Annotated in this window: 26 protein-coding genes; 12 read left to right on the forward strand and 14 right to left on the reverse strand. The window is 67.9% G+C overall.

Annotated features, from left to right (window positions below):
- Entirely contained in the window at positions 1-1,407 is a 1,407-nt protein-coding gene (sthA, locus tag BN973_RS11725) for a Si-specific NAD(P)(+) transhydrogenase (protein WP_139830280.1), read from the reverse strand.
- Positions 1,408-1,521: 114 nt separating this feature from the next.
- Here sthA and BN973_RS11730 point away from each other — a divergent pair, with 114 nt between their 5' ends.
- Entirely contained in the window at positions 1,522-2,580 is a 1,059-nt protein-coding gene (locus BN973_RS11730; protein WP_036468257.1) for a DUF4192 domain-containing protein, read from the forward strand.
- Positions 2,581-2,587: 7 nt separating this feature from the next.
- On the opposite strand, the gene ideR is transcribed toward BN973_RS11730, so the two are convergent.
- The 3 genes from ideR to BN973_RS11745 form a co-directional block, all read right to left on the reverse strand.
- Positions 2,588-3,277: an iron-dependent transcriptional regulator IdeR gene (gene ideR / locus BN973_RS11735; protein WP_036468258.1), complete on the reverse strand. Its 690-nt coding sequence runs from the start codon at positions 3,275-3,277 to the stop codon at positions 2,588-2,590.
- Between the two features lie 133 nt (positions 3,278-3,410).
- Positions 3,411-4,373, reverse strand: a complete 963-nt coding sequence (gene sigB / locus BN973_RS11740; RefSeq protein WP_036468260.1) for a sigma-70 family RNA polymerase sigma factor SigB — start codon at positions 4,371-4,373, stop codon at positions 3,411-3,413.
- Positions 4,374-4,522: 149 nt separating this feature from the next.
- A complete protein-coding gene (locus BN973_RS11745; protein ID WP_139830267.1) occupies positions 4,523-4,975 on the reverse strand; it encodes a DUF3099 domain-containing protein in 453 nt (150 codons plus the stop codon).
- Between the two features lie 45 nt (positions 4,976-5,020).
- Here BN973_RS11745 and BN973_RS11750 point away from each other — a divergent pair, with 45 nt between their 5' ends.
- Positions 5,021-5,260, forward strand: a complete 240-nt coding sequence (locus tag BN973_RS11750; protein ID WP_036468264.1) for a DUF3039 domain-containing protein — start codon at positions 5,021-5,023, stop codon at positions 5,258-5,260.
- Here the strand turns inward: BN973_RS11750 and BN973_RS11755 are convergent, their stop codons facing one another.
- Together BN973_RS11755 and BN973_RS30460 are read right to left on the reverse strand one after the other, a co-directional pair.
- A complete protein-coding gene (locus BN973_RS11755; protein ID WP_036468265.1) occupies positions 5,261-6,265 on the reverse strand; it encodes a YihY/virulence factor BrkB family protein in 1,005 nt (334 codons plus the stop codon). It abuts the gene before it with no gap.
- A 65-nt stretch (positions 6,266-6,330) separates the two neighbouring features.
- Positions 6,331-6,519 carry a DUF7455 domain-containing protein gene (locus BN973_RS30460; protein WP_036468267.1) on the reverse strand — a complete coding sequence of 63 codons (189 nt, stop codon included), beginning with the start codon at positions 6,517-6,519 and terminating at the stop codon, positions 6,331-6,333.
- A 135-nt stretch (positions 6,520-6,654) separates the two neighbouring features.
- On the opposite strand from BN973_RS30460, the gene BN973_RS11765 reads away from it, so the two are divergent.
- Positions 6,655-7,023, forward strand: coding sequence for a DUF952 domain-containing protein (locus BN973_RS11765; protein ID WP_036468269.1), 369 nt, complete (start codon positions 6,655-6,657; stop codon positions 7,021-7,023).
- Here the strand turns inward: BN973_RS11765 and BN973_RS11770 are convergent.
- The 3 genes from BN973_RS11770 to ppgK all read right to left on the reverse strand — a co-directional run bounded on the left by BN973_RS11770 (position 7,008) and on the right by ppgK (position 9,985).
- Positions 7,008-7,385, reverse strand: a complete 378-nt coding sequence (locus BN973_RS11770; protein ID WP_036472313.1) for a RidA family protein — start codon at positions 7,383-7,385, stop codon at positions 7,008-7,010. The two genes, BN973_RS11765 and BN973_RS11770, sit on opposite strands and share 16 nt — an antisense overlap.
- Positions 7,386-7,480: 95 nt before the next feature.
- Positions 7,481-8,998: an RNA polymerase sigma factor gene (locus BN973_RS11775; protein ID WP_036468271.1), complete on the reverse strand. Its 1,518-nt coding sequence runs from the start codon at positions 8,996-8,998 to the stop codon at positions 7,481-7,483.
- A gap of 177 nt (positions 8,999-9,175) precedes the next feature.
- A complete protein-coding gene (ppgK, locus tag BN973_RS11780; protein WP_036472314.1) occupies positions 9,176-9,985 on the reverse strand; it encodes a polyphosphate--glucose phosphotransferase in 810 nt (269 codons plus the stop codon).
- A gap of 124 nt (positions 9,986-10,109) precedes the next feature.
- Between ppgK and BN973_RS11785 the strand changes: the two genes are divergently transcribed.
- On the forward strand, positions 10,110-10,982 hold the full coding sequence (locus BN973_RS11785) for an inositol monophosphatase family protein (RefSeq protein WP_036472315.1): 873 nt from the start codon (positions 10,110-10,112) through the stop codon (positions 10,980-10,982).
- A gap of 1 nt (position 10,983) precedes the next feature.
- On the opposite strand, the gene cei is transcribed toward BN973_RS11785, so the two are convergent.
- On the reverse strand, positions 10,984-11,637 hold the full coding sequence (gene cei / locus BN973_RS11790) for an envelope integrity protein Cei (RefSeq protein WP_036468273.1): 654 nt from the start codon (positions 11,635-11,637) through the stop codon (positions 10,984-10,986).
- Between the two features lie 182 nt (positions 11,638-11,819).
- Between cei and BN973_RS11795 the strand changes: the two genes are divergently transcribed.
- Entirely contained in the window at positions 11,820-12,122 is a 303-nt protein-coding gene (locus tag BN973_RS11795) for a DUF4193 domain-containing protein (RefSeq protein WP_036468275.1), read from the forward strand.
- Between the two features lie 4 nt (positions 12,123-12,126).
- On the opposite strand, the gene BN973_RS11800 is transcribed toward BN973_RS11795, so the two are convergent.
- The gene (locus BN973_RS11800) at positions 12,127-12,606 is read right to left on the reverse strand and encodes a DUF3093 domain-containing protein (protein WP_036468277.1); all 480 of its coding nucleotides are present in this window, start codon (positions 12,604-12,606) and stop codon (positions 12,127-12,129) included.
- 25 nt (positions 12,607-12,631) lie between these two features.
- On the opposite strand from BN973_RS11800, the gene dut reads away from it, so the two are divergent.
- Entirely contained in the window at positions 12,632-13,096 is a 465-nt protein-coding gene (dut, locus tag BN973_RS11805) for a dUTP diphosphatase (protein WP_036468278.1), read from the forward strand.
- The gene (locus BN973_RS11810) at positions 13,096-13,818 is read left to right on the forward strand and encodes a DUF3710 domain-containing protein (protein ID WP_139830266.1); all 723 of its coding nucleotides are present in this window, start codon (positions 13,096-13,098) and stop codon (positions 13,816-13,818) included. The genes dut and BN973_RS11810 overlap by 1 nt, the downstream gene beginning before the upstream one ends.
- A gap of 174 nt (positions 13,819-13,992) precedes the next feature.
- Here BN973_RS11810 and BN973_RS11815 read toward each other — a convergent pair whose 3' ends face one another.
- Positions 13,993-14,691, reverse strand: coding sequence for a hypothetical protein (locus tag BN973_RS11815; RefSeq protein ID WP_036468282.1), 699 nt, complete (start codon positions 14,689-14,691; stop codon positions 13,993-13,995).
- Between the two features lie 136 nt (positions 14,692-14,827).
- Between BN973_RS11815 and BN973_RS11820 the strand changes: the two genes are divergently transcribed.
- Both BN973_RS11820 and BN973_RS11825 read left to right on the forward strand, forming a co-directional pair.
- Positions 14,828-15,196, forward strand: a complete 369-nt coding sequence (locus BN973_RS11820; RefSeq protein ID WP_036468284.1) for an OB-fold nucleic acid binding domain-containing protein — start codon at positions 14,828-14,830, stop codon at positions 15,194-15,196.
- On the forward strand, positions 15,193-15,873 hold the full coding sequence (locus tag BN973_RS11825) for a DUF3159 domain-containing protein (RefSeq protein WP_232232069.1): 681 nt from the start codon (positions 15,193-15,195) through the stop codon (positions 15,871-15,873). The genes BN973_RS11820 and BN973_RS11825 overlap by 4 nt, the downstream gene beginning before the upstream one ends.
- Here BN973_RS11825 and BN973_RS11830 read toward each other — a convergent pair.
- Both BN973_RS11830 and BN973_RS11835 read right to left on the reverse strand, forming a co-directional pair.
- Positions 15,870-16,547, reverse strand: coding sequence for a potassium channel family protein (locus BN973_RS11830; RefSeq protein WP_036468286.1), 678 nt, complete (start codon positions 16,545-16,547; stop codon positions 15,870-15,872). The genes BN973_RS11825 and BN973_RS11830 overlap by 4 nt on opposite strands.
- Positions 16,548-16,584: 37 nt before the next feature.
- Complete coding sequence (locus BN973_RS11835; RefSeq protein ID WP_139830265.1) at positions 16,585-17,268, reverse strand: potassium channel family protein; 684 nt, start codon at positions 17,266-17,268, stop codon at positions 16,585-16,587.
- Between the two features lie 134 nt (positions 17,269-17,402).
- Here BN973_RS11835 and BN973_RS11840 point away from each other — a divergent pair, with 134 nt between their 5' ends.
- The 3 genes from BN973_RS11840 to BN973_RS11850 are packed head-to-tail and all read left to right on the forward strand — an operon-like array spanning position 17,403 to position 22,112.
- The gene (locus BN973_RS11840; protein WP_036468290.1) at positions 17,403-19,397 is read left to right on the forward strand and encodes an APC family permease; all 1,995 of its coding nucleotides are present in this window, start codon (positions 17,403-17,405) and stop codon (positions 19,395-19,397) included.
- A 22-nt stretch (positions 19,398-19,419) separates the two neighbouring features.
- Positions 19,420-20,652 carry a class I SAM-dependent RNA methyltransferase gene (locus tag BN973_RS11845; RefSeq protein WP_036468292.1) on the forward strand — a complete coding sequence of 411 codons (1,233 nt, stop codon included), beginning with the start codon at positions 19,420-19,422 and terminating at the stop codon, positions 20,650-20,652.
- Positions 20,649-22,112: a cation:proton antiporter domain-containing protein gene (locus tag BN973_RS11850; RefSeq protein ID WP_036472317.1), complete on the forward strand. Its 1,464-nt coding sequence runs from the start codon at positions 20,649-20,651 to the stop codon at positions 22,110-22,112. The genes BN973_RS11845 and BN973_RS11850 overlap by 4 nt, the downstream gene beginning before the upstream one ends.
- The last annotated feature ends 19 nt before the right edge of the window (positions 22,113-22,131 follow it).

Genomic DNA, 22,131 nt, shown 5'->3' on the forward strand with positions numbered 1-22,131 from the left:
TCAGCGGCGGAACTGGTTCAGCGCGCGCACCTTGTTCATCACGTCGAGCGCGGCCACCTTGTACGCCTCGGAGAACGTCGGGTAGTTGAACACCGCGTCGACCAGGTATTCGACGGTTCCGCCGCAGCCCATCACGGCCTGCCCGATGTGCACCATCTCGGTCGCACTGGTGCCGAAGATGTGCACCCCGAGCAGCTTGAGGTCGTCGGTGGATACCAGCAGCTTGAGCATGCCGTACGAGTCGCCGGCGATCTGGCCGCGGGCCAGCTCGCGGTAGCGGGCCATGCCCACCTCGTAGGGGATCGAGTTCTTGGTCAGTTCCACCTCGGTGGCGCCGACGTAGGAGACCTCGGGAATGGAGTAGATGCCGATCGGCTGCAGGTCGGTGATGCCTTCGGTGGGCTCCCCGAACGCGTGGTAGGCGGCCAGCCGTCCTTGTTCCATCGAGGTGGCGGCCAGCGCGGGGAAGCCGATCACATCGCCGACGGCGTAGATGTGGGGCACCTTGGTCTGGAAGAAGTCGTCGACGTAGATCCGGCCGCGGTTGTCGGCCTCCAGCTCGGCGTTGTGCAGATCGAGGTGGTCGGTCTGCCCTTGGCGCCCAGCGGAATACATCACCGTCTCGGCCGGGATCTGCTTGCCACTGGCCAGGGTGGTGACGGTGCCGGCCGAGCCGACGTCGACCGCGGTCACCTCCTCACCGAACCGGAACGTCACCGCCAGGTCGCGCAGGTGGAATTTCAGCGCCTCGATGACCTCGGGATCGCAGAAGTCCAACATGTCGCCGCGCTTTTCGACGACGGTGACCTTCGTGCCCAGCGCGGCGAACATCGACGCGTACTCGATGCCGATCACACCGGCGCCGACGACCACCATCGAGGTGGGCAGCGTCTTGAGATCGAGGATCCCGTCGGAGTCGAGCACCCGGTCCTCGTCGAACTCGACCCCGGACGGCCGGGCCGGCCTGGTGCCGGTGGCGATCACGACGTATTTGCCACTGATGGTTAGCTTTTCGCGCCGGGACGGGTCTTCGATCTCGATGGTGTGCGGGTCGATGAATCGTCCATGCCCGATCAACAGGTCGATCCGGTTGCGCATCAACTGGTTGCGCACCACGTCGACTTCCTTGCCGATCACGTGCTGGGTGCGGGCCAACAGGTCGGCCGGGGTGATCTTCTCCTTGACCCGGTAGCTCGCGCCGTAGAGTTCGCGCTGGCTCATCCCGGTGAGGTAGAGCACCGCTTCGCGCAACGTCTTTGACGGGATCGTGCCGGTCTGGACGCACACGCCACCCAGCATCTGGCCGCGTTCGATGATCGCGACCGATTTGCCGAGCTTGGCCGAGGCGATGGCGGCCTTCTGGCCGCCGGGCCCCGAGCCGATCACGACCATGTCGTATTCCTGCATCGATCCCATGAGATAGACGATAGAGCCCACAGTCGAGACTTTCTCCACAGACGGATGGCTCAATTGCGTTGCGCGAGCGCGTTCTGACGGTGGCGGCGATCAGCGTTGGGCCTCATGACACCGCATGCACCCGATTTCGAACTGAACCGCCCCGGCACACTGATCGCCGCGCTACCGGCCGTTCTCGGCTTCGTTCCGGAGAATTCATTGGTTTTGGTGTCGTTGGAACATGGCGAACTGGGAGCCGTGCTGCGGGTCGACCTCAGCGAGGAGCTCGCAGGCCGGCTCGGGCATCTGGTCGAGGTCGCCGCGGCGGCGGCGCCCGAGGCCGCGATCGCCGTGATCGTCGACGACGAGGGTGCCGAATGCCCACTGTGCAACGAGGAGTACCGGCAGCTGTGCGCGATGCTCGCAGAGGTGTTGTCGGAGCACAACATTGAGCTGTACGCGGCGCATGTGGTGGACCGGGTGGCCCGCGGCGGGCGCTGGCATTGCGTGGACGGCTGCGGCGCGAGTGGCACGGTCGACGATCCGTCCGCGTCGCCGCTGGCCGCCGCGGCGGTGCTGGAAGGCCGGCGGCTGTATGCGCGTCGCGCCGATCTGCAGGCGGTGATCGCCGTCGAGGATCCGGCCCGCAGCGCCGCGCTGGCCGATCTGGTCAGCGAGCAGGCGGCCACGCGCGCGGCGGCGCATCGTGCGGATCCCGCGGGCTGTATCCGTCGCGACCTGGAAAGCGCGATGGCCGCGGCCGCCCGCGTGGGCGCCGGGCAGACGCTGTGCGACGCCGAGCTGGCCGCGCAGGGCTGCGCGCTGGACGACGGTCAGGTGCGCGACACGCTGTACGCCCTCGCGGTCGGCGTGAAGGCCGGGGAAGCCGAAGCGTTGTGGGCGGCGCTGGCGCGCGCCCTGCCCACGCCGTGGCGGGTCGAAGCGCTGGTGTTGCTGGCGTTCAGCGCGTATGTGCGCGGCGACGGCCCGCTGGCGGGGGTGTCTCTGGAGGCCGCGCTGCGCTGCGACCCGGACCACCGGATGGCGGGCATGCTGGATACGGCGTTGCAGTCGGGCCTGCGACCCGAACAGATCCGCGAACTTGCGAGGACCGGCTACCGGCTGGCCAAGCGGCTCGGAGTGCGGCTACCGCCGCGGCGCGCGTTCGGCCGCCGTGCGGGATAGGGGAGGATCAGACCTTTTCGACCTTGACGGCGTGCGCCATCTCGTGCGGCAGGGTGACGTTCTCGTGCCCGGGGATCAGGATGGTGACCCCGGCGGGACCGGTCTCGACGGTCACCCGCGCGTTCGGCACAACGCCGGCGTCTTTGAGCCGGGCGATCAGGTCGATGTCGCCCTGGACATGCTCGGTGAGCTGGCGGACGACGACCGCGACCGGCGATCCCGCCGGCAGCTCGGTCAGCCGGACCAGGTTGACGTCGTCGGCGCCGGAGTCCGGGCCCACGCCCAGGTCCAGCAAACCCGGAATCGGGTTGCCGAACGGGGAGGTGGTGGGGTTGTTGAGCACCTTGACCAGCCGGCGCTCGACATCCTCGCTCATCACGTGCTCCCACCGGCAGGCCTCGGCGTGCACTTCTTCCCACGGCAAACCGATGACGTCGACGAGCAGTCGCTCGGCGAGGCGGTGTTTGCGCATCACGGCGATGGCCAGGGCGCGGCCCTTGTCGGTGAGTTCCAAATGCCGGTCCCCGGCCACGTGGAGCAGTCCGTCGCGCTCCATCCGGGAGACGGTCTGGCTAACGGTCGGCCCGCTCTGGTCGAGTCGTTCGGCGATCCTGGCGCGCAGCGGCGTCACGCCCTCTTCCTCGAGGTCGTAAATGGTCCGCAGGTACATCTCGGTGGTATCAACCAGGTCGTTCATTCAGCACCCTCCATTGACGCCGAGTCTACTTGGCCAGCTGCCGAAATGGGTCTAACGCTTCCTAGGCAAGCAAGTATGCCCGCCGCGAATTCGCGGCGGGCATACTGTCGGCGCTACCTGGCTGAGCGGCGCCTCAGCTCGCGTACGAGCGCAGCCGGTCGGCACGCTCTCCGTTGCGCAGCTTGGCCATCACGTCCCGCTCGATCTGCCGGACCCGCTCCCGGGACAGGCCGAACAGCTTGCCGATCTGGTCCAGCGTCCGCGGCTGGCCGTCGTCCAGACCGAACCGCAGCCGGATCACCTGGTGCTCGCGCTCGTCGAGAGTCGCCAGCACACTGCGGATGTCGGTGTGCAGCAGCTCGGCGATCACCGCGTTCTCCGCGGACATCGCTTCGGCGTCCTCGATGAAGTCGCCCAGCGGCGCTTCCTCTTCGGAACCGACCGGCATGTCCAGGCTTACCGGGTCGCGGCTGTGCTCGAGCAGATCGTTGATCTTCTCGACCGGGATTCCGGACTCGGTGGCCAGCTCCTCGTCGGTGGCTTCCCGCCCCAGGTTCTGGTGCATCTCGCGCTTGATTCGCGCCAGCTTGTTGACCTGCTCGACGAGGTGAACGGGCAGCCGGATGGTGCGGCTCTGGTCGGCCATACCGCGGGTGATGGCCTGACGGATCCACCACGTCGCGTACGTCGAGAACTTGAATCCCTTTGTGTAGTCGAACTTTTCCATCGCGCGGATCAGTCCGAGGTTGCCCTCCTGAATCAGGTCGAGCAGCGGCATTCCCCGGCCGGTGTAGCGCTTGGCCAATGAGACCACCAGACGCAGGTTCGCCTCCAGCAGGTGACGGCGCGCCGCCTGGCCGTCACGTACGACGGTGGCGAGATCGCGTTTGCGGTTCTCGCCCAGGCGCTTCCGCGTCGCGAGCAGATGCTCGGCATACAGTCCGGCCTCGATACGCTTCGCCAGTTCGACTTCGTCCGCGGCGGTCAGCAGCGCCGTCTTCCCGATGCCGTTCAGATATACGCGCACGAGGTCCGCTGCAGGGCTCTGAGCATCAAGATCGCTGGTGTCGATCCTGCCTGTGATGGCATTCGCCATGGCGGCCTCCCGATTGGCTTGTAGCTGTCATGGTGTTAAACGACATATCAGCCCTGAGAGTTCCCGCGTCGGCGTCATCTCACACGCTTTGACGTGCACAAATGTGCCGACGACCTGAGAATGTCCTGAGAAGAGTGCTCCGCCGCCGGTCAACCGGAACCGGCGTCGTACCCGTGACCGGCGTCGTAACCTCGGTGCTCGTGGTCGGGCGAACCCGGTTGCGGCGGCGCGGATCGCGGCGCCTCGAGTGCGGGTCGTTCGGCCGTCGGGAACAACGGCGTGCGCCGCCTCGCGTCGTCGAACCGGCGGGGTTCGTCCTTGCGGCGGGGCGGCCGGTCGTTGGCGATCAGCACGGCCATCCACGGCAGCGGCACCGACGCGCCCACGATCAGCAGCGAGATCAGCCCGTTGTGCCAGGCGCCGTAGGCCAGCGCGGCCAGGATCAGCGCCGGAATCCGGAAGGCCATCAGCGTCAGGTACTTACGGACCCGCGCGCGATGCTGTTCCTCGTAGGACGGTTCGGCGGCGGTGATGAGCACCGGCCGGCCGTTGTCATCGAACCCTAGCTCCGGGCCGCGCTTCATTCCTCCACTGTCCCACATCTGGCCGATTCCGGTCGGGGCGCCTTGGCAGGCACAATGTGAGGTATGCAGACCCAGACGATCGAACGCACTGACACCGACGAACGCGTCGACGACGGGACCGGCAGCGACACCCCCAAGTACTTTCATTACGTCAAGAAGGACAAGATCGCCGAGAGCGCGGTCATGGGGAACCACGTGGTCGCGCTGTGCGGTGAGGTTTTTCCCGTCACGCGCGCGGCCAAGCCGGGCTCACCGGTCTGCCCGGATTGCAAGAGGATCTACGACCAGCTCAAGAAGGGCTGATCAGGTCGGCGGCCCCGCCGGCTCGACATCGCGTTCCCGCGTCGCGGGATTCGTCGTCACCGGGTTCGACAGGGCCTCCGCCGTCCGCTTCAGGGTGGGCGACCGCGAAATCAACCACTTGCGCAGCCGGTGGGCGTGCGTGCGGGGCGCGGGGAACTCCTCCTGGATCGCGGCATTGAGCTCGGCGCCGAGCATGATCGCGAAGCCGCCGAAGAAGGCGAACAACAGAAACGCGATTGGCGTGGACAGCGCGCCGTAGGTGTAGCCGGTGCTGGTGATCCACCGCAAGTAGACGCGCAGGCCCAGCGTCGCGATCACGAACACGGCGGTCGCCAGGATGGCGCCCAAGACGAGCCGATGCGTCGGCAGCGGCTCCGGCAGCGACACCCGGTACAAGATGACGACGCCGGTCATCAGCCCGAGGACCAGTGCGGGGTAATAGCCGTAGCGCAGCACATTGGCCAGTGCGTAAGGGATGTGTTCGGACACCGTGCGGGGGCCCACCACCAGGACCGGCGCGGCCACGACCGCGCACACCAGTCCCACCACGTAGAGGAACAGTGCGAACAGCCGCTGGCGCACCGGGTGGCGCAGTGGTGTCTGGTCGTGCGCCTCGACCACGGAATCGACGAACGCCGAGATCGCCGACGACCCCGCCCACAACGACAGCAGGAAACCGAGCGAGACCACCTCGCCGCGGGCGTGCGCGGTGATGTCACGCACGGTGGGCTCGATGATCTCGTTGACGACGCTGGACGAGAACAGGCTGTGCGCCGCCGAGATCGCGCTCTTCTCGATGCTGTGCAACGCGTCCGGCCCGAACAGCGGGGCCACATAGGCCAAGCTGCCCAGCATTCCCAACAGCAGCGGCGGTGTGGAAAGCGCCGACCAGAAGCCCGCCTGAGCGGACTCGGCAAAGATGGAGTCGTCCCAGCTTTTCCCGAGAGTCCGCAACGTGATTCGCCACAGGTGATGGCGCGACGGCTTTACGGTCTGATCACTCATACCGGTCCAGCATTGCCGATGAGTTCGCCCACGCCTCACATTGTGGATGGGCGAGTTCGCTGGACCTAGCTTCCGCTGACCTCCAGCACGGCGGCGAGCTCGACCAGCTTTGCCTCGTGCTCGTTGGCGTGGTGCTGGCAGAAGAGAAGCTCGGCTCCTGAAGGCAGCTTGGCACGTACCCGAGCTGCGGCACCGCAGCGGTCGCAGCGGTCGGCTCTAGTCAGCTCGGCACTTGTCGTCAAAGTTGCATTCACTGGCTTCTCCGTTCTCTTGTATTCACTGTCTCAGACGTTTGGCGTTTTTGCGTTGTTCCCTGATCGTTATCGGGTGTGTCGTTTCTCACGAGCTGTAAACGTCTGGTTTCGTCGGGCTTTCTAGAGTCGTCAACTGTGACATTCCCTCCTGAGCTGCTCGTGCACCTGTGCGCGGCCGACGAATGGTCGGACGCCCAGCGCCGCGGTGAGATCCGGCCCGGCGCCGCCGCGGACTTCATCCATTTGTCGGCGCCCGAGCAGGTACACCTGCCGGCCAATCGGCTCTACCGGGGTCGCCGGGACCTGGTGCTGCTGCACATCGACTCGGCTTTGCTGGACTCGCCCGTGCGGTGGGAGCCAGGTGTGCCGACGGACCCGGAAGCCATGCTGTTCCCGCACCTGTACGGGCCGCTGCCGGTCACCGCTGTGAAAAGGGTCACGGCTTATTCGCCCGGTCCCGGGGGCACCTTCGCGCCGCTGGCCGGTCCTCAGGGCTCGACGTAGGCGTCGGCTTCGATCTCCACCAGCAACTCCGGTGCGATCAGCGCCGAGACCTCGACCATGGTCGCCGCCGGCCGTATCTGCCCGAAGACCCGGGCGTGCACCGCGGCGACCTCGCGCCACCGCGAAATATCCGTCACGTAGACGCGGGTGCGGATCACGTCGGACAGCGTTGCGCCGGCCTGCTGCAGCGCAATCTCGATGCGGCGCAAGGCGTCTTGGGCCTGCGCGGCGATGTCGTCCGCGGGCCCGGCGCCGGTGGTGCCGGCGACCGCCACGTACGCGCCTACCCGCACCGCGCGCGAATAGCCGACCGTGGATTCGAAGTCGGATCCTGACGAGACGAGTCTGCGGTTACCGGACATGGGTGTCACACTACGGCGATGCCGGCGGGGATTTCCGGCACGGCACAGTACGCAACATCGACTTTGCCTGTGCGGCAACAAGTTTGGCTTGTGCGCTAGTCGAGGTAGTCGCGCAGAACCTGAGAACGGCTGGGGTGGCGCAATTTCGACATGGTCTTGGATTCGATCTGGCGGATCCGCTCGCGGGTCACGCCGTAGACCTGGCCGATCTCGTCGAGGGTACGGGGCTGGCCGTCGGTGAGACCGAAGCGCAGCCGTACTACGCCGGCTTCACGCTCCGAGAGCGTCTCGAGCACCGACTGCAACTGGTCTTGCAGCAACGTGAACGACACCGCGTCGACGGCCACGACGGCTTCGCTGTCCTCGATGAAGTCGCCGAGCTGGCTGTCCCCCTCGTCGCCGATGGTCTGGTCCAGCGAGATGGGCTCACGCGCGTACTGCTGGATCTCCAGCACCTTTTCCGGCGTGATGTCCATTTCCTTGGCCAGCTCCTCGGGCGTGGGCTCGCGGCCCAGGTCCTGCAGCAGCTCGCGCTGAATGCGGCCCAGCTTGTTGATCACCTCGACCATGTGCACCGGGATGCGGATGGTGCGGGCCTGGTCGGCCATCGCGCGGGTGATCGCCTGGCGGATCCACCACGTCGCGTAGGTCGAGAACTTGTAACCCTTGGTGTAGTCGAACTTTTCGACCGCGCGGATCAGACCCAGGTTTCCCTCCTGGATCAGGTCGAGGAAGGCCATTCCGCGGCCCGTGTAGCGCTTGGCCAGCGATACCACCAGTCGCAGGTTGGCTTCCAGCAGATGGTTTTTGGCGCGGTCGCCGTCGCGGCAGATCCACATCATGTCGCGACGCTGAGCGGCGGGCAGTTTGTCGCCGCGCTCGACCAGTTCGGCCATCAGCTGGGTGGCATACAGGCCGGCCTCGATCCGCTTCGCCAGCTCGACCTCTTCCTCGGCGTTGAGCAGTGCCACCTTGCCGATCTGCTTGAGGTACGCGCGAACCGAGTCCGCGGACGCGGTGAGTTCGGCGTCCTTGCGGGCCTGCCGCAGCGCCTCGGATTCGTCTTCGTCCCAGACGAAATCGCCGGACGCCTTGTCCTTTTCGGACGGCTCGGCGATCTCCTCCTCGTCCTCGGCCGCCGCCTTTTTGGCGGCCGGCTTGGCGGCCTCCGCGCCGTCCTCGGCCTCGTCCCCGTCGCCGGCGTCGGCGTCGTCGTCCGCGTCGGCCTCGACGACGACCTCGTCCTCGAGGTCGTCGAGGTTGAGGTCGCCCTCGATGTCGAGGTCCTCGCCTTCGAGATCGGGCTCTCCGTCGAGTTCCTCGGCCGCGTCGTCGATGCCCTCGAGGTTCTCGTCGTCGCCGACATCCTTGGGTGCGGCCTTGGTGCCGCGGCCCGCCGGCGCCTTCGCGGCGGCCTTGGCGGGAGTGCGGGGCTTCTTCTCGGCGGTCGCGTCCTCGCCGGCGGGCTTGGCGGCCCGGGGTGCGGCCTTCGTCGCGCGTTTCGCCGGCGCGGTGCCGTTGGCGGCCTTGGCCGCGGGCCGCTTGGCGGGAGTCTTCGTGGCGGTGCGCTTCACCGGCTCATCGGTTGCCGGACTGGTCTTGGTCGCTGCCACTTACACCCCTTCGGTTGGACTCACTTTCGGTGGGTTTGGGCATGGTTAACCGAAAGTGCCTGCTATGTCGAATGTCGGCGTTGGTATGAGCGTGGAGGCTCGCACGCTTTCTGTCGGGCGGTCGCCGTGGACCATTGTAACGACAGTGCGCGCTCGTACCGCCCTAGCGGGGAAAATTCAGTGCGTCACGTCCACGGTCGAGGCCATCGCGGCGCCGACGATCCCGGCGGTGTTCAGCAACGCCGCCGCCACCACCGGGGTGCGGTTTTCGAGCAGCGGCACCCATTGGTCGGCCTTTCGGCTGATCCCACCGCCGGCGATGATCAGGTCGGGCCAGATCGCGTTCTCGATCGCGATCAGCACCCTGGTCACCTCCTTGGTCCAGCGCGGATAGCTCCATTTGTTCTTGTCTTTCACCGACGAGGCCGCGCGTTTCTCGGCCTCTTTGCCGCCGACTTCGAGATGGCCGAATTCGGTGTTGGGTATCAGCTTCCCGTTGTGGATCAGGGCGGAGCCGATGCCGGTTCCGAAGGTGAGCAGCACGACCAGGCCCTCATGCCCCTTGCCCGCCCCGTAGCGCTCCTCGGCGAGCCCGGCCGCGTCGGCGTCGTTGAGCACCGTGACGTCTTGGCCGTCCAGCTTGGCGCTGATCACGTCGCGCGCGTTGGTCCCGATCCAGGCGCGATCCACGTTGGCCGCGGTCTGCACGATGCCGTTGGTGACGACACCGGGGTAGGTCACGCCGAGCGGCCCGGTCCAGCCGAAGTCGTTGACGACCTTGGCGATGGTTTTGGCCACGGCCGACGGGGTGGCCGGCTGCGGTGTCAGCAGTTTGACCCGCTCGCCGATCAGCTGGCCGGTGTCCAGATCGACGATTCCGCCCTTGATTCCGCTGCCGCCGACGTCGATGCCGAATCCGCGACGCTGCGGCGTGCCGGAGTCTGCCTCGGTGCCGGGTGTATTGGTGGCCGAGTCGGTGCTGGTCATCGACATCTCCTTGGCGAGATTGGGCTGTGTCACACCTTAGCTGGCGACGACGCGGTTGCGGTCGGGCGATCCGGTGGGTGTCGCCGGTCTGCGCGGCGGCGGCCGACTGTGTTGCGATGGACCCGTGACGAGATCCGAGCCCGCGCAGTTGCGCGCCGTAGCCGAAATGCTCGCCGCAGAAGCCGCCGAGTTCGTCAGGTCGCGGCGCGCCGAGGTGTTCGGTGCGCACGGGGCCGGGACCGACAGTGCCGCGGTGCGGTCCAAGAGCACGCCGACCGATCCGGTGACGGTGGTCGACACCGAGACCGAACGGCTGCTGCGCGATCGGTTGGCCGAATTACGGCCCGGTGACCCGATTCTCGGGGAAGAGGGCGGCGGTCCGGCCGAACCGGACGCGGCGTCTCACGATGCGGTCACCTGGGTGCTCGATCCGATCGACGGCACGGTGAATTTCGTCTACGGCATCCCGGCCTATGCGGTCTCGGTCGGCGCGCAAGTCAACGGCGTGTCGGTGGCCGGCGCGGTCGCCGACGTCGTCGGGGGCCGGGTCTACTCCGCGGCGCAAGGCCTGGGCGCGCACGTCGTCGACGCGCAAGGGACGCAGCCGTTGCGGTGCACCGACGTCGGCGATCTCTCAATGGCCTTGCTGGGCACCGGCTTTGGATATTCGATCGCGCGGCGCACCACGCAGGCCGCGCTGCTGGCCCGGCTGCTGCCGTTGGTGCGAGACGTGCGTCGCGTCGGCTCCGCCGCGCTGGACCTGTGCATGGTCGCGGCCGGGCGGTTGGACGCCTACTACGAGCACGGGCTGCAGGTGTGGGATTGTGCGGCCGGCGGGCTGATCGCGGCCGAGGCCGGGGCGCGGGTGTTGACGCCCCCACCGGTCGGCCCGCCCGGCACGGAGGCCGGACTGGTGGTGGCGGCCGCGCCCGGAATCGCCGACGAACTGTTGGCGGCCCTCGAGCGATTCGACGCGCTTGCGCCGATCGCGGACTGAATCAGCAGCTGCTGGCGTGAATCTTCGCCAATAGCGAGGGATCTGACGATCCGGTGGCCCCGGGGCGCAGGCTGGCGAGCACCGTGTCGATGTCGTCGTTGTGGGCCAGCGCGGTGAATTCCGTGCCGATCGCGAGGTCGACGGAGTCGTCGGCGCGGTTGTCGTTGAACAGCTCGCTGCACGGGGCGACCAGCCACACCGCGGCGGCGGCGGTCCCCCCGGCCGTCCCGAAGCGGATCTGGCTCTGGCAGTTCAGCCGGGTGCCGGCGTAGAGCGGGTCGTTGGCCGCGGTCGGCTGCGCGAAGCCCAGATCCTTCATCGCGCCGGCGACGTCGGCGGCCTGGCCGCCGCGGCCGCTGGCGTTGAGCACCCGGACCTTGGTGTCGCTGAGTTTGGCCGGCGGCACGTCGGCCATTGCACTGCGTGACATTTGCTCGCCGAGCTGGGCCGGCGCCGATCCGTTCGCCGGCTGCGGGGGCGGGTTGCACACCTGCGCCTCGCGAACTTTCGGGGGCCGGGTCAGCGCCACCGTCCACACCACGCCGGTCACCACGACCAGGAAAACCAGCACAACAATCGCGGGTCGGGGATTGCGTCGCCGAAATGGCCGACCGTGCTTGTCGAACGCTGTACCCTCGGTGATTTGAGCGACCACAGCTGCACTCTAGCCGCACGCCAAATCCACTGTTTAAAGGCGAATACGAGGGTCAATCCGGGGGTGTGAGGTAAATCACAACCGAATCGCCCGGGTTCCGGGCACGAATCGTTTGGTGGATGCGTTCGACGCTGGTACAAAGCGTTGCTTGAGGTAACGCAGGCATGTGAGGGGATTGGACGATGCCTACCGACTATGACGCTCCACGGCGTACCGAAACCGACGACGTTTCGGAGGACTCGCTGGAGGAGCTCAAGGCTCGACGGAACGAGGCGGCGTCGGCTGTTGTCGACGTAGACGAATCCGAGTCAGCCGAGAACTTCGAACTGCCTGGGGCCGACCTGTCCGGCGAGGAGCTGTCGGTTCGGGTCATTCCGAAACAAGCCGACGAGTTCACCTGCTCGAGCTGCTTTTTGGTGCAACACCGCAGTCGACTTGCCAGCGAGAAGAACGGCGTGATGATCTGCACCGACTGCGCAGCCTGATCGGTCAGCTGCGTAATGCCGACAGCACCCGGTCGGGGTGACGGCAGCTCACCATCCAGTACGGCGTCGGGTCGTCTGGGTCGTCGAGAACCAGCAAAATCATCGGGCCGACCCATGCGCGATGCAGGACATACGCGGCGGGGTCGAGTTGACGTCCCAGCGCCGCGGACTTCGCGGTCACCGCTATCTCCGCGGATCGGGCGATCACGGTGACCGGCAGGTGGGCTTCCCCGGCCCACAGCTGCACCTCGCCGTCGTCGCCGGCGGTGACCCGGATTTCGATGCGGCCCAGCCACAGCAGTGCGCCGATGGCCACGATGAACAGCACCACGAACGGCAGCCAGTCGGGGAGTGCCTTGACACCCAGATTGACTTCGACGGCGATCAGGGTGGCCAGCGCGAACGCGGGTGGCCACCACCACCAGGGGACCCACAGCCGCTCGCGATATCGCACGCTGTGCGGCGCGACGCGCGTACTCGACACCCGGTCAAGGGTAGTCTGTGGCCCCGTGTCGACCAGTCTGGCCATCGTCCGTCTCGACCCCGGGCTTCCGCTGCCCAGCCGTGCCCACGCCGGCGACGCGGGGGTCGACCTGTTCAGCGCCCAAGACGTCACGCTGGAGCCGGGGCATCGCGCCCTGGTCTCCACCGGCGTGGCGGTCGCCATCCCGTTCGGGATGGTCGGCTTGGTGCATCCTCGCTCGGGATTGGCTGCGCGGGTTGGACTTTCGATCGTCAACAGCCCGGGTACGATCGACGCGGGCTATCGCGGCGAGATCAAGATCTCGCTGATCAACCTCGACCCGGCCGAGCCGATCGTGGTGCGCCGCGGCGATCGGATCGCCCAGTTGCTGGTGCAGCGGGTCGAGTTGGTTGAGCTGGTCGAGGTCGCGTCGTTCGACGAGGCCGGGCTGGCCGAAACATCCCGTGGCGATGGTGGTCACGGGTCCTCCGGCGGACATGCGAGTTTGTGATGGCACTTGGTAGATCAGGCAAAGACGACACCGACGAGTCGGCGGCCGACCCGATCGACGACGAGTTCGACGAGGAGCTGGAGGGCCCGTTCGACATCGACGACTTCGACGACCCGTCGGTCGCGGAGCTGGCCCGGCTCGATCTGGGCTCGGTGCTGATCCCGATGCCCGAAGCCGGCCAGCTGCAGGTGGAGCTGACCGAGACCGGTGTGCCGAGCGCGGTGTGGGTCGTCACGCCCAACGGGCGGTTCACCATCGCCGCCTACGCCGCACCCAAGACGGGCGGCCTGTGGCGTGAGGTGGCCGGCGAGCTCGCCGACTCGCTGCGCAAGGACTCGGCCCAAGTCAGCATCAAGGACGGCCCGTGGGGCCGCGAGGTGGTCGGTACCGCCTCGGGAGTGGTGCGGTTCATCGGTGTCGACGGCTACCGCTGGATGATTCGCTGCGTCGTCAACGGCCCGCACGAAACCATCGAGGCACTCGAGGGCGAGGCGCGGGCGGCGTTGGCGGACACGGTGGTTCGCCGCGGCGACACCCCGCTGCCGGTGCGCACGCCGCTGCCGGTGAACCTTCCCGAGCCGATGGCCGAGCAGCTGCGTCAGGCCGCTATGCAGCAGGCCGCCGAACAAGGCGATGCGCAGCGGCCGCCCAACGAGCCGGCCGCGCGGCGCAGCGCCGACGGCTCGGCCATGCAGCAGCTGCGCACCACCACCGGCGGCTAGCCCCCGCCTCGTCGGCTCGCGTGTGAATCCAGGGCTTTGCGTGTGCGCCCAGGGCGGCGACACGCCGGGGCATCCCGCCGTCAGCGCACAGGCAAAGCCATGAGTGCACACCGAAAGCCGTGAGTGCACACCGAAAGTCGTGACCGCACACGCCGACGGCCACGACACCGACCGCTACGCGTCGGCCAGCGCCGCCAGACAGGCCGCCCCGAGTGTGGCGGCATCCGCGCCGATCTGATCGAGCGTCACCGTCCGCAACGCCGCGCGGGGCGCGGCGGCCACCCAATCGACACCGGCCTGCAGCGGATGAATCGGATCGTCGACCGCCGACGCCACGCCGAGCGGTGCGGCCAGGGTGTTGAGTTCGTCACAGCTGGGCGCGACATAGGCCGCCGCCTCGTCCATCGCGTCGGGCAGCAGCGGCCACTGGGCAAGCCAGGACCGGGCCAGCTCGTCGCCCAGCCAGGCCGGGCTGGAGGCACGCATCTGTGCGGTCGCCGCGGCCAAGCCGTCCGCGCGCAGTACCGACGCCGAATACCGCGCCGCGAGCGCGGCCGGCGCCGACCCCGGCGGCCCCGCCCAGGCGGGCAGCGCGGCCAGCACGGCGACCGTTTGGCCTGGATGAGCGAGTGCCCACGCGACCGCCACCGCTGCACCGATGGAGATTCCGCCGACGGCGATGGGCCCGTCGCGCGCGGCGTCGTCCAACGCGGACAGGTAGCCGCCGACCAGACGATCGGGCCGCGGCGACGGGGCGATCAGCCGTGCGCCGGCGCCCCGCACGGGCCCGGAAAACGCCCGATCGACGTACACGTCGTCGGAGCCGGTTCCGGGCAACAGCACCGCCGTGACACCCCGCAGATCGACACCCACGCCCCGATACTGCCCGGCGCGACACGCGTTCGGAAATCACAGTTTGATTCGGTTGGCGCCGGGGAACCAACAGGTCTACGGTGTCCGTTGGCATAGATGAAGCACCGCAGCTTTTCTCCAATTGTCAGGAGTGGCCATGGGGGCCCAGGGTTATTTGCGCCGTCTCACCCGTCGGTTGACGGAGGATCCGGAGCAGCGCGATTCCGAGGAACTGTCCGACGAGGTCGCCAGCACTGGTGCACAGCGTGCGATCGATTGCGAACGTGGCCAAGAGGTGACGATGGTGGGCACGCTGCGCAGCGTGGAATGTAACGGCAAGGGCTGCGCGGGCGGCGTGAAGGCCGAGCTGTTCGACGGCAGCGACACCGTCACCCTGGTGTGGTTGGGCCAGCGCCGCATCCCCGGGATCGACTCGGGACGCACTTTGCGGGTGAGCGGCCGGATGGGCAAGCTGGAGAACGGAACCAAGGCCATCTACAACCCGCACTACGAAATTCAGCGTTGACACTGCCCGACAACACGTCCAACCGCATCCACCCGGAACGCCTGCTGAGCCAGCTGGGCGGGGTCAGCGGTCTGATCTACTCGTCGCTGCCCGTCGTCACCTTCGTCGCGGCTTCCAGCCTGCTGGGCCTGGTGCCCGCGATCGGGGTCGCACTCGCCGTGGCCGCACTCGTCCTGGTGTGGCGGTTGATTCGCCGCGACTCGACGCAGCCGGCGTTCTCCGGGTTCGTCGGAGTCGCCGTCTGCGCGTTGATCGCCTACATCGTCGGAGCGTCCAAGGGCTATTTCCTGCTCGGCATTTGGGTCTCGCTGGTGTGGGCCGTGGTCTTCGCGGTGTCCGTGGTGATCCGGCGGCCGTTGGTCGGCTACGCCTGGAGCTGGGCCACCGGGCGTGACCGCCGCTGGCGCAACGTGTCTCGGGCCGTCTACGCGTTCGACGTCGCCACGCTGTGCTGGGTATTGGTCTTCGGTGCGCGGTTCGTCGTCCAGCGACTGCTCTACGACGCCGACCAGACCGGCTGGCTGGCCGCGGCGCGCATCGGGATGGGCTGGCCGCTGACCGCGCTGGCCGCGCTGGTGACCTACGTGGCGATCCGGGCCGCGCAGCGCGCGATCGACGGCGCCGGTGCAGCGTTAGGGCCGGCTGCCGTGATCGACGCCGATACCGTCGGCGACTAGCTCGCGGGTGGCGCGACCGCCGGCAGCACCAGCTTGCGCAGATCCTCTTCGACCTCGGTGACCGCGACGAAGAGCAACTCGTCGCCGCCTTCCAGCGGCTCGTCGGCCTCCGGCACGATCACCCGGGGGCCCCGCAGAATGGTGACCAGCGCGGCATCCCGGGGCAGCTCCAGTCGGCGTACCGGCTTACCGCCCCACGGGGTGTCGTCGGGCAGGGTGATCTCGACCAGGTTGGCCTGACCCCGCCGGAACTCCATCAGGCGCACCAAATCGCCCACCGCGACCGCCTCTTCGATCAGCGACGCCAGCATGCGCGGGGTGGACACCGCCACGTCGACACCCCAGGCGTCGGTGAACAGCCATTCGTTGCGGGGGTCGTTGACGCGGGCCACCACCCGGGGCACCGCGAACTCGGTCTTGGCCAGTAGGGACAGCACCACGTTGGCCTTGTCGTCACCGGTTGCGGCGACCACCACGTCGAAGTCCTCGAGGTGCACCGATTCGAGCAGGCTCAGCTCGCACGCGTCGCCGAGACGCCAGTGCGCGGCCGGGATCGCGTCGACATCGACGTGGTCGGGGTTGCGTTCGATCAGGGTCACGTCGTGGTTGTTCTCGAGAAGCTCGCGGGTGACCGAGCGGCCGACCGCGCCGGCTCCGGCGACAGCTACCTTCATCTGCGCTGCTCCTTGGTCGCGGTCGGGCGGCGCGGACTCAATGCCCCGCCCCCGAATCGATGTCCTCGGCGGGCGGCAGGGCGGCAATGGCCACCGCTTCGGCCGCCCGGCCGGAGATCGCGGCGATGTAGACCTGATCGCCGGCCTGGATGACCGTCTTGGGTTCGGGCAGGATGCCGGTGCCGAACCGGATCAGGAAGGCCACCCGGGCCCCGGTGGCCTGCTCGAGATCGGTGGCGCGCCGGCCCACCCAGTCCTCGTGCAGGACGACCTCGGACACGGCGACCGTCCCGGTGGGGTCGCGCCACTTGGCGGTCTCGCTCTCCCGGGTCAGCGCGTTGAACAGCCGGTCGGTGGTCCACGGCACGGTGGCGATCGTCGGGATGCCGAGGCGCTCGTAGACCTCGGCGCGCTTGGCGTCGTAGATGCGGGCCACCACCCGGTTGACGCCGAACGTCTCGCGAGCCAACCGCGCCGAAATGATGTTGGAGTTGTCCCCGGATGACACCGCCGCGAACGCGTCGGCCTCCTCGATGCGGGCCCTCAGCAGCACATCCCGGTCGAACCCCTGGCCCAGCACCCGCTCGCCGGCGAACTCCGGGCTCAGCCGGTTGAACGCCGCGCTGTCGCGGTCGATCACCGCGACATCGTGGCCAATCCGGGACAGCCCGTCGGCCAGCGACGAGCCCACCCGGCCGCAGCCCATTACAACCACCCGCACGTCAGGTCCTCTCGGCTGAGTCGGAGCAAGTGTCAATCCATCGGCAAACTTGTGTGGCCAGCCGATTTCCGTCGGCAACATTCTCGCCCACGGAACGCTACCGGCATGGCCCGTTGCGCTTACTCTTGGCTCTCGTGTCCAAACTTTCAACCGCAGCGCGCCGGTTGCTCATCGGGCGGCCGCAACGCAGTGACCGGCTGAGCCACACCCTGCTGCCCAAGCGCATCGCCTTGCCGGTGTTCGCCTCCGACGCGCTGTCCTCGGTGGCGTATGCGCCCGAGGAAGTTTTCTTGATGCTCTCGGTGGCCGGCGCGGCTGCCTACGCGTTGACGCCGTGGATCGGGCTCGCCGTGGCCGCGGTCATGTTGGTCGTGGTGGCCAGCTACCGGCAGAACGTGCATGCCTACCCGTCCGGCGGCGGCGACTACGAAGTGGTCACCACCAACCTGGGCGAGACCGCCGGCCTCGTCGTGGCCAGTGCGCTGATGGTGGATTACGTTCTCACCGTTGCTGTTTCGACGGCGTCGGCGATGGCGAACATCGGTTCCGCGGTCCCCATCGTGGCCCAGAACAAGGTGTGGTTCTGTGTGGCGGCCATCGTCTTGGTGACGGCGCTGAACCTGCGCGGGATCCGCGAATCCGGGGTGGCCTTCGCGATCCCGACGTATGCGTTCATCGTCGGCGTCGTGGCGATGATCGGGTGGGGTTTGATCCGGATTTTCGTGCTGGGCAATCCGCTGCGCGCCGAGTCCGCGGGCTACCAGATGCACGCCGAGCACGGCCAGATCGTCGGCTTCGCGTTCGCGTTCCTGCTGGCCCGCTCGTTCTCCTCGGGCTGCGCGGCGCTGACCGGTGTCGAGGCGATCAGCAACGGCGTGCCGGCCTTCCAGAAACCCAAGTCGCGCAATGCCGCAACGACTCTGCTGATGCTCGGCGTGATTGCGGTGACGCTGCTGATGGGCATCATCGTGCTGGCCCAGCAGATCCACGTGCAGCTGGTCGACGACCCCGCCACGCAGCTGAGCGGAATCCCGGCCGGCTACATGCAGAAGACGCTGGTCACACAGCTGGCCGAGACGGTGTTCGGCGGCTTCCGCATCGGGTTTCTGCTCATCGCCACGGTGACCGCGCTGATCTTGGTGCTGGCGGCCAACACCGCGTTCAACGGGTTCCCGGTGCTCGGCTCGGTGCTGGCGCAGCACAGCTACCTGCCGCGCCAGCTGCATACCCGCGGCGACCGCCTGGCGTTCTCCAACGGGATCCTGTTCCTGTCGGCGGCGGCGCTGTCATTCGTCATCGCGTTCCGCGGCGAGGTGACCGCGCTGATCCAGCTGTACATCGTCGGCGTGTTCATTTCGTTCACGCTGAGCCAGATCGGCATGGTCCGGCACTGGACTCGGCTGCTGCGCACCGAGACCGACCCGAAGGTGCGGGCCAAGATGGAGCGCTCGCGGGTGATCAACACGATCGGTCTGCTGTCCACCGGTGCGGTGCTGCTGGTGGTGCTGGTCACCAAATTCTTTGCCGGGGCGTGGATCGCCATCGTCGCGATGGGTGCGCTGTTCGTCATCATGAAGATGATCCGCAAGCACTACTCCACCGTCTCACGGGAATTGGAGGAGCAGGCCGCCGCCCAACACGACGTGGTACTGCCCAGCCGCAACCACGCCATCGTGCTGGTGTCGAAACTGCATCTACCGACCCTGCGCGCTTTGGCCTACGCGCGCGCGACCCGTCCCGATGTGCTCGAGGCCGTCACGGTCAGCGTGGACGACGTGGAAACCCGTGCGCTGGTGCATGATTGGGAGCACAGCGAGGTCAGCGTGCCGCTGAAGGTGATCGCCTCTCCCTACCGTGACATCACCCGCCCGGTGCTCGAGTACGTCAAGCGGGTCAGCAAGGACTCGCCGCGCACCGTGGTGACGGTGTTCATCCCCGAGTACGTCGTCGGTCATTGGTGGGAGCAGTTGCTGCACAACCAAAGCGCGTTGCGGCTCAAGGGCCGGCTGCTGTTCATGCCCAACGTGATGGTGACTTCGGTTCCCTGGCAATTGAGTTCGTCGGAGCGACTCAAGACCCTGCAGCCGCATGCGGCTCCCGGTGACGCCCGGCGCGGAATCTTCGACTGACGCGCCTCGACAGGAAAACGCAATGAGTGTCGAGGCGTCGCGATCACCGGGGGAGCTGACGCTGGTCGTTGGTGCTCCCGCCAACGGCGGCAGCTGCGTGGCCCACCACGAAGGTCGGGTGGTGTTCGTGCGCTACGCCCTACCCGGCGAACGGGTGCGGGTGCGGGTCACCGCCGACCGCGGATCCTATTGGCATGCAGAGGTTCTCGAGGTCCTCGAGGCGTCGGCGGATCGGACCGAGTCGCTGTGCCCGATCGCCGGGGTAGACGGCGCCGGGTGTTGCGATCTCGCATTCGCTGCCCCGGAGGCGGTTCGGACGCTCAAGGCGCAAGTGGTGGCCAATCAGTTGGAACGGCTGGGCGGGCACCGCTGGAGCGGTGAGGCAGAACCGCTTTCGGAGTCCGGCGTTACCGGCTGGCGTACCCGGGTGCGCCTCGAGGTGGGCGCGGACGCTCGCCCCGGCTTTCACCGCTACCACAGCGACGAGCTGGTGACCGACCTGCGTTGTGCACAGTTGCCGCCGGGGATGCTGGACGGCCTGGACGAAGTGTGTGCGCCGGCCGACCTGGCGCCGACCGCGCAGCTGCACGTCGCCGTCGACGACGACGGGTGCCGGCATGTGGTGCGCACCCTGCGCCACGGCGGGCGAACCTCGACCAATGTGGTGCAGGGCAACTACGAGGCGACCCAGCGCGTCGGCCGGCACAGCTGGGAGGTGCCGGTGACCGCGTTCTGGCAGGCGCACCGGGATGCGGCGCGGGTCTACAGCGCTCTGGTCGCCGACTGGGCGCAGCCGGGCGCCGGCATGAGTGTGTGGGATCTCTACGGCGGCGCAGGCGTTTTCGCCGCCGTACTGGGCGACGCGGTGGGGGAGTCCGGGCGGGTTCTGACCGTCGACACCTCCCGCGCGTCGACGCGTGCGGCGCGGGCCGCACTGGTCGATCTGCCGCAGGTGGACATCGTCACCGATTCGGTGCGTCGCGCGGTGGCGGCGCAAGAGGCCGGCGCCGACGTCGCGGTGCTGGATCCGCCGCGCTCGGGTGCCGGACGCGACGTCATCGACCTGCTGGCCGCCGCCGGTGTGCCGCGAGTCGTGCACATCGGTTGCGAGGCAGCGTCTTTCGCTCGCGATATCGGGCTGTACCTCGGTCACGGCTATACGGTCGAGAAGATCAAGGTATTCGACGCCTTCCCGCTGACCCATCACACCGAGTGCGTCGCGCTGCTGACCCGCCCGGGCGGATCGCCGTCGTGACCGAGACCATCCGTTACGCGCTGATCGTCTTGTTCTGCAGCGCCGTCGGTTTGATCGCGGTGCTGGCGAACCGGCTGACCGAGCGGGTCAAGATCCCGGTCGCCCTGCTGGTGCTGGTCGGTGCCGCCGTGGCGGTGCACAGCATGCCCGCGGTGCAGCCACCGTCCGAGCGGGCGGTCGAGCGGGTGATCACCATCGCGCTGGTGTTGGTGTTGTTCGACGGCGGGATGCATATCGGGCTCAAGCGCTTCCGCGCGGCGGTCGCCCCCATTCTGTCGGTCGGCGTCGTGGGCACCGCCCTCACCGCCGCCGGCGGGGCGCTGATATTGCACTACCTATGCGGAATCGGTTGGTTCCCAGCGGTGTTGGTGGCCACCGCGGTGGCTCCCACCGACCCGGCCGTGGTGTTCTCCGTGTTGGGTAAACGCGAGATCGCCGGCCGCAGTAGCACCATCCTGGAGGGGGAGTCCGGCGCCAACGACCCGGTCGGCATCTCCTTGATGGCCAGCCTGATCGCCGCGGGTGGCCTCAGCGCGGCCGGCTTCGCCAGCGTCGGAACACAATTCGTTCTGCAGATGGTGATCGGCCTGGCCGTCGGCGTGCTCGGCGGTCGCGCCCTGCTCGTGTTCATGCGCCGGGTGGCATTGCCCAGCGAAGGCCTGTACTCGCTGCGGACGTTGGCGTCCAGCCTGCTGCTGTACGGCATCGCCACGCTGGCGCACGGCTCGGGATTTCTGGCGGTGTTCGTCGCCGGCATCGTGATCGGCGACGCTCGCGCGCCCTACAAACCGGACATCAAGCGATTCCACGCCGCCTTGGCGGGTCTGGCCGAAATCGTCGCGTTTGCCGTTCTGGGGTTGACCGTCGACCTCAACGTGCTCGTCCATCCCGACGCGTGGATTCCCGGCCTGGTCCTCGGCGTGGCGCTGACGGTGGTGATTCGGCCGTTGGCGGTGGGCTCCTGCCTGGTTCCGGTCCGGCTGCAGCGAAACGAACGCATCTTCATCCTCGTCGCCGGGCTCAAGGGGGCGGTGCCGATCCTGTTGGGCGAGTTCCTGCGGGCCGCCCACATCGCCGACGCCGAACGCCTCTACGGCATCGTCGTGGTCGTCGTGGTCTTCTCGGTTCTGGTGCAAGGCAGCTCGGTGCCCGGTATCGCGAACCTGCTACACCTGCCGATGCGTACCGTCGAGCCCCAGCCGTGGGAGATCGGCGTGCGGCTCCAGGACGAACCCGAGGGGGTCCACCGGCTGCATGTTGCCCCGGGTTCGGCCGCCGAGGGGTGCACCATCGAGGGCCTAGGTGACCGTGCGGGAGATATCTGGGTGAGCATCGTCGTCCGCGCCACCGGCCTGGTGCCGGTGCGGGGAGACACCGAGCTTCAGGCCGGCGACGAGGTCGTCGTCCTGGCCGATCCCGAACTTCATGACGCCCTCGCCGACTTGTTCGGCGCCTCGTAGGAGGCTAGATCCGGCCGTC

This window comes from Mycobacterium triplex (assembly GCF_000689255.1).
GTDB classification, from domain to species: Bacteria; Actinomycetota; Actinomycetes; order Mycobacteriales; family Mycobacteriaceae; genus Mycobacterium; species Mycobacterium triplex.

Excerpts from the sequence above, each read along its gene's own strand:
- BN973_RS11745 (WP_139830267.1), bottom strand. The coding sequence starts at position 4,975 with ATGTGGGACAGTGGAGGAATGAAGCGCGGCCCGGAGCTAGGGTTCGAT.
- BN973_RS11820 (WP_036468284.1), top strand. The coding sequence starts at position 14,828 with ATGGGGGCCCAGGGTTATTTGCGCCGTCTCACCCGTCGGTTGACGGAG.
- ppgK (WP_036472314.1), bottom strand. The coding sequence starts at position 9,985 with ATGACCAGCACCGACTCGGCCACCAATACACCCGGCACCGAGGCAGAC.
- BN973_RS11730 (WP_036468257.1), top strand. The coding sequence starts at position 1,522 with ATGACACCGCATGCACCCGATTTCGAACTGAACCGCCCCGGCACACTG.
- BN973_RS11755 (WP_036468265.1), bottom strand. The coding sequence starts at position 6,265 with ATGAGTGATCAGACCGTAAAGCCGTCGCGCCATCACCTGTGGCGAATC.
- sthA (WP_139830280.1), bottom strand. The coding sequence starts at position 1,407 with ATGCAGGAATACGACATGGTCGTGATCGGCTCGGGGCCCGGCGGCCAG.
- BN973_RS11845 (WP_036468292.1), top strand. The coding sequence starts at position 19,420 with ATGAGTGTCGAGGCGTCGCGATCACCGGGGGAGCTGACGCTGGTCGTT.
- BN973_RS11795 (WP_036468275.1), top strand. The coding sequence starts at position 11,820 with ATGCCTACCGACTATGACGCTCCACGGCGTACCGAAACCGACGACGTT.
- sigB (WP_036468260.1), bottom strand. The coding sequence starts at position 4,373 with ATGGCGAATGCCATCACAGGCAGGATCGACACCAGCGATCTTGATGCT.
- BN973_RS11810 (WP_139830266.1), top strand. The coding sequence starts at position 13,096 with ATGGCACTTGGTAGATCAGGCAAAGACGACACCGACGAGTCGGCGGCC.
- BN973_RS11750 (WP_036468264.1), top strand. The coding sequence starts at position 5,021 with ATGCAGACCCAGACGATCGAACGCACTGACACCGACGAACGCGTCGAC.
- ideR (WP_036468258.1), bottom strand. The coding sequence starts at position 3,277 with ATGAACGACCTGGTTGATACCACCGAGATGTACCTGCGGACCATTTAC.
- BN973_RS11830 (WP_036468286.1), bottom strand. The coding sequence starts at position 16,547 with ATGAAGGTAGCTGTCGCCGGAGCCGGCGCGGTCGGCCGCTCGGTCACC.
- BN973_RS11770 (WP_036472313.1), bottom strand. The coding sequence starts at position 7,385 with ATGTCCGGTAACCGCAGACTCGTCTCGTCAGGATCCGACTTCGAATCC.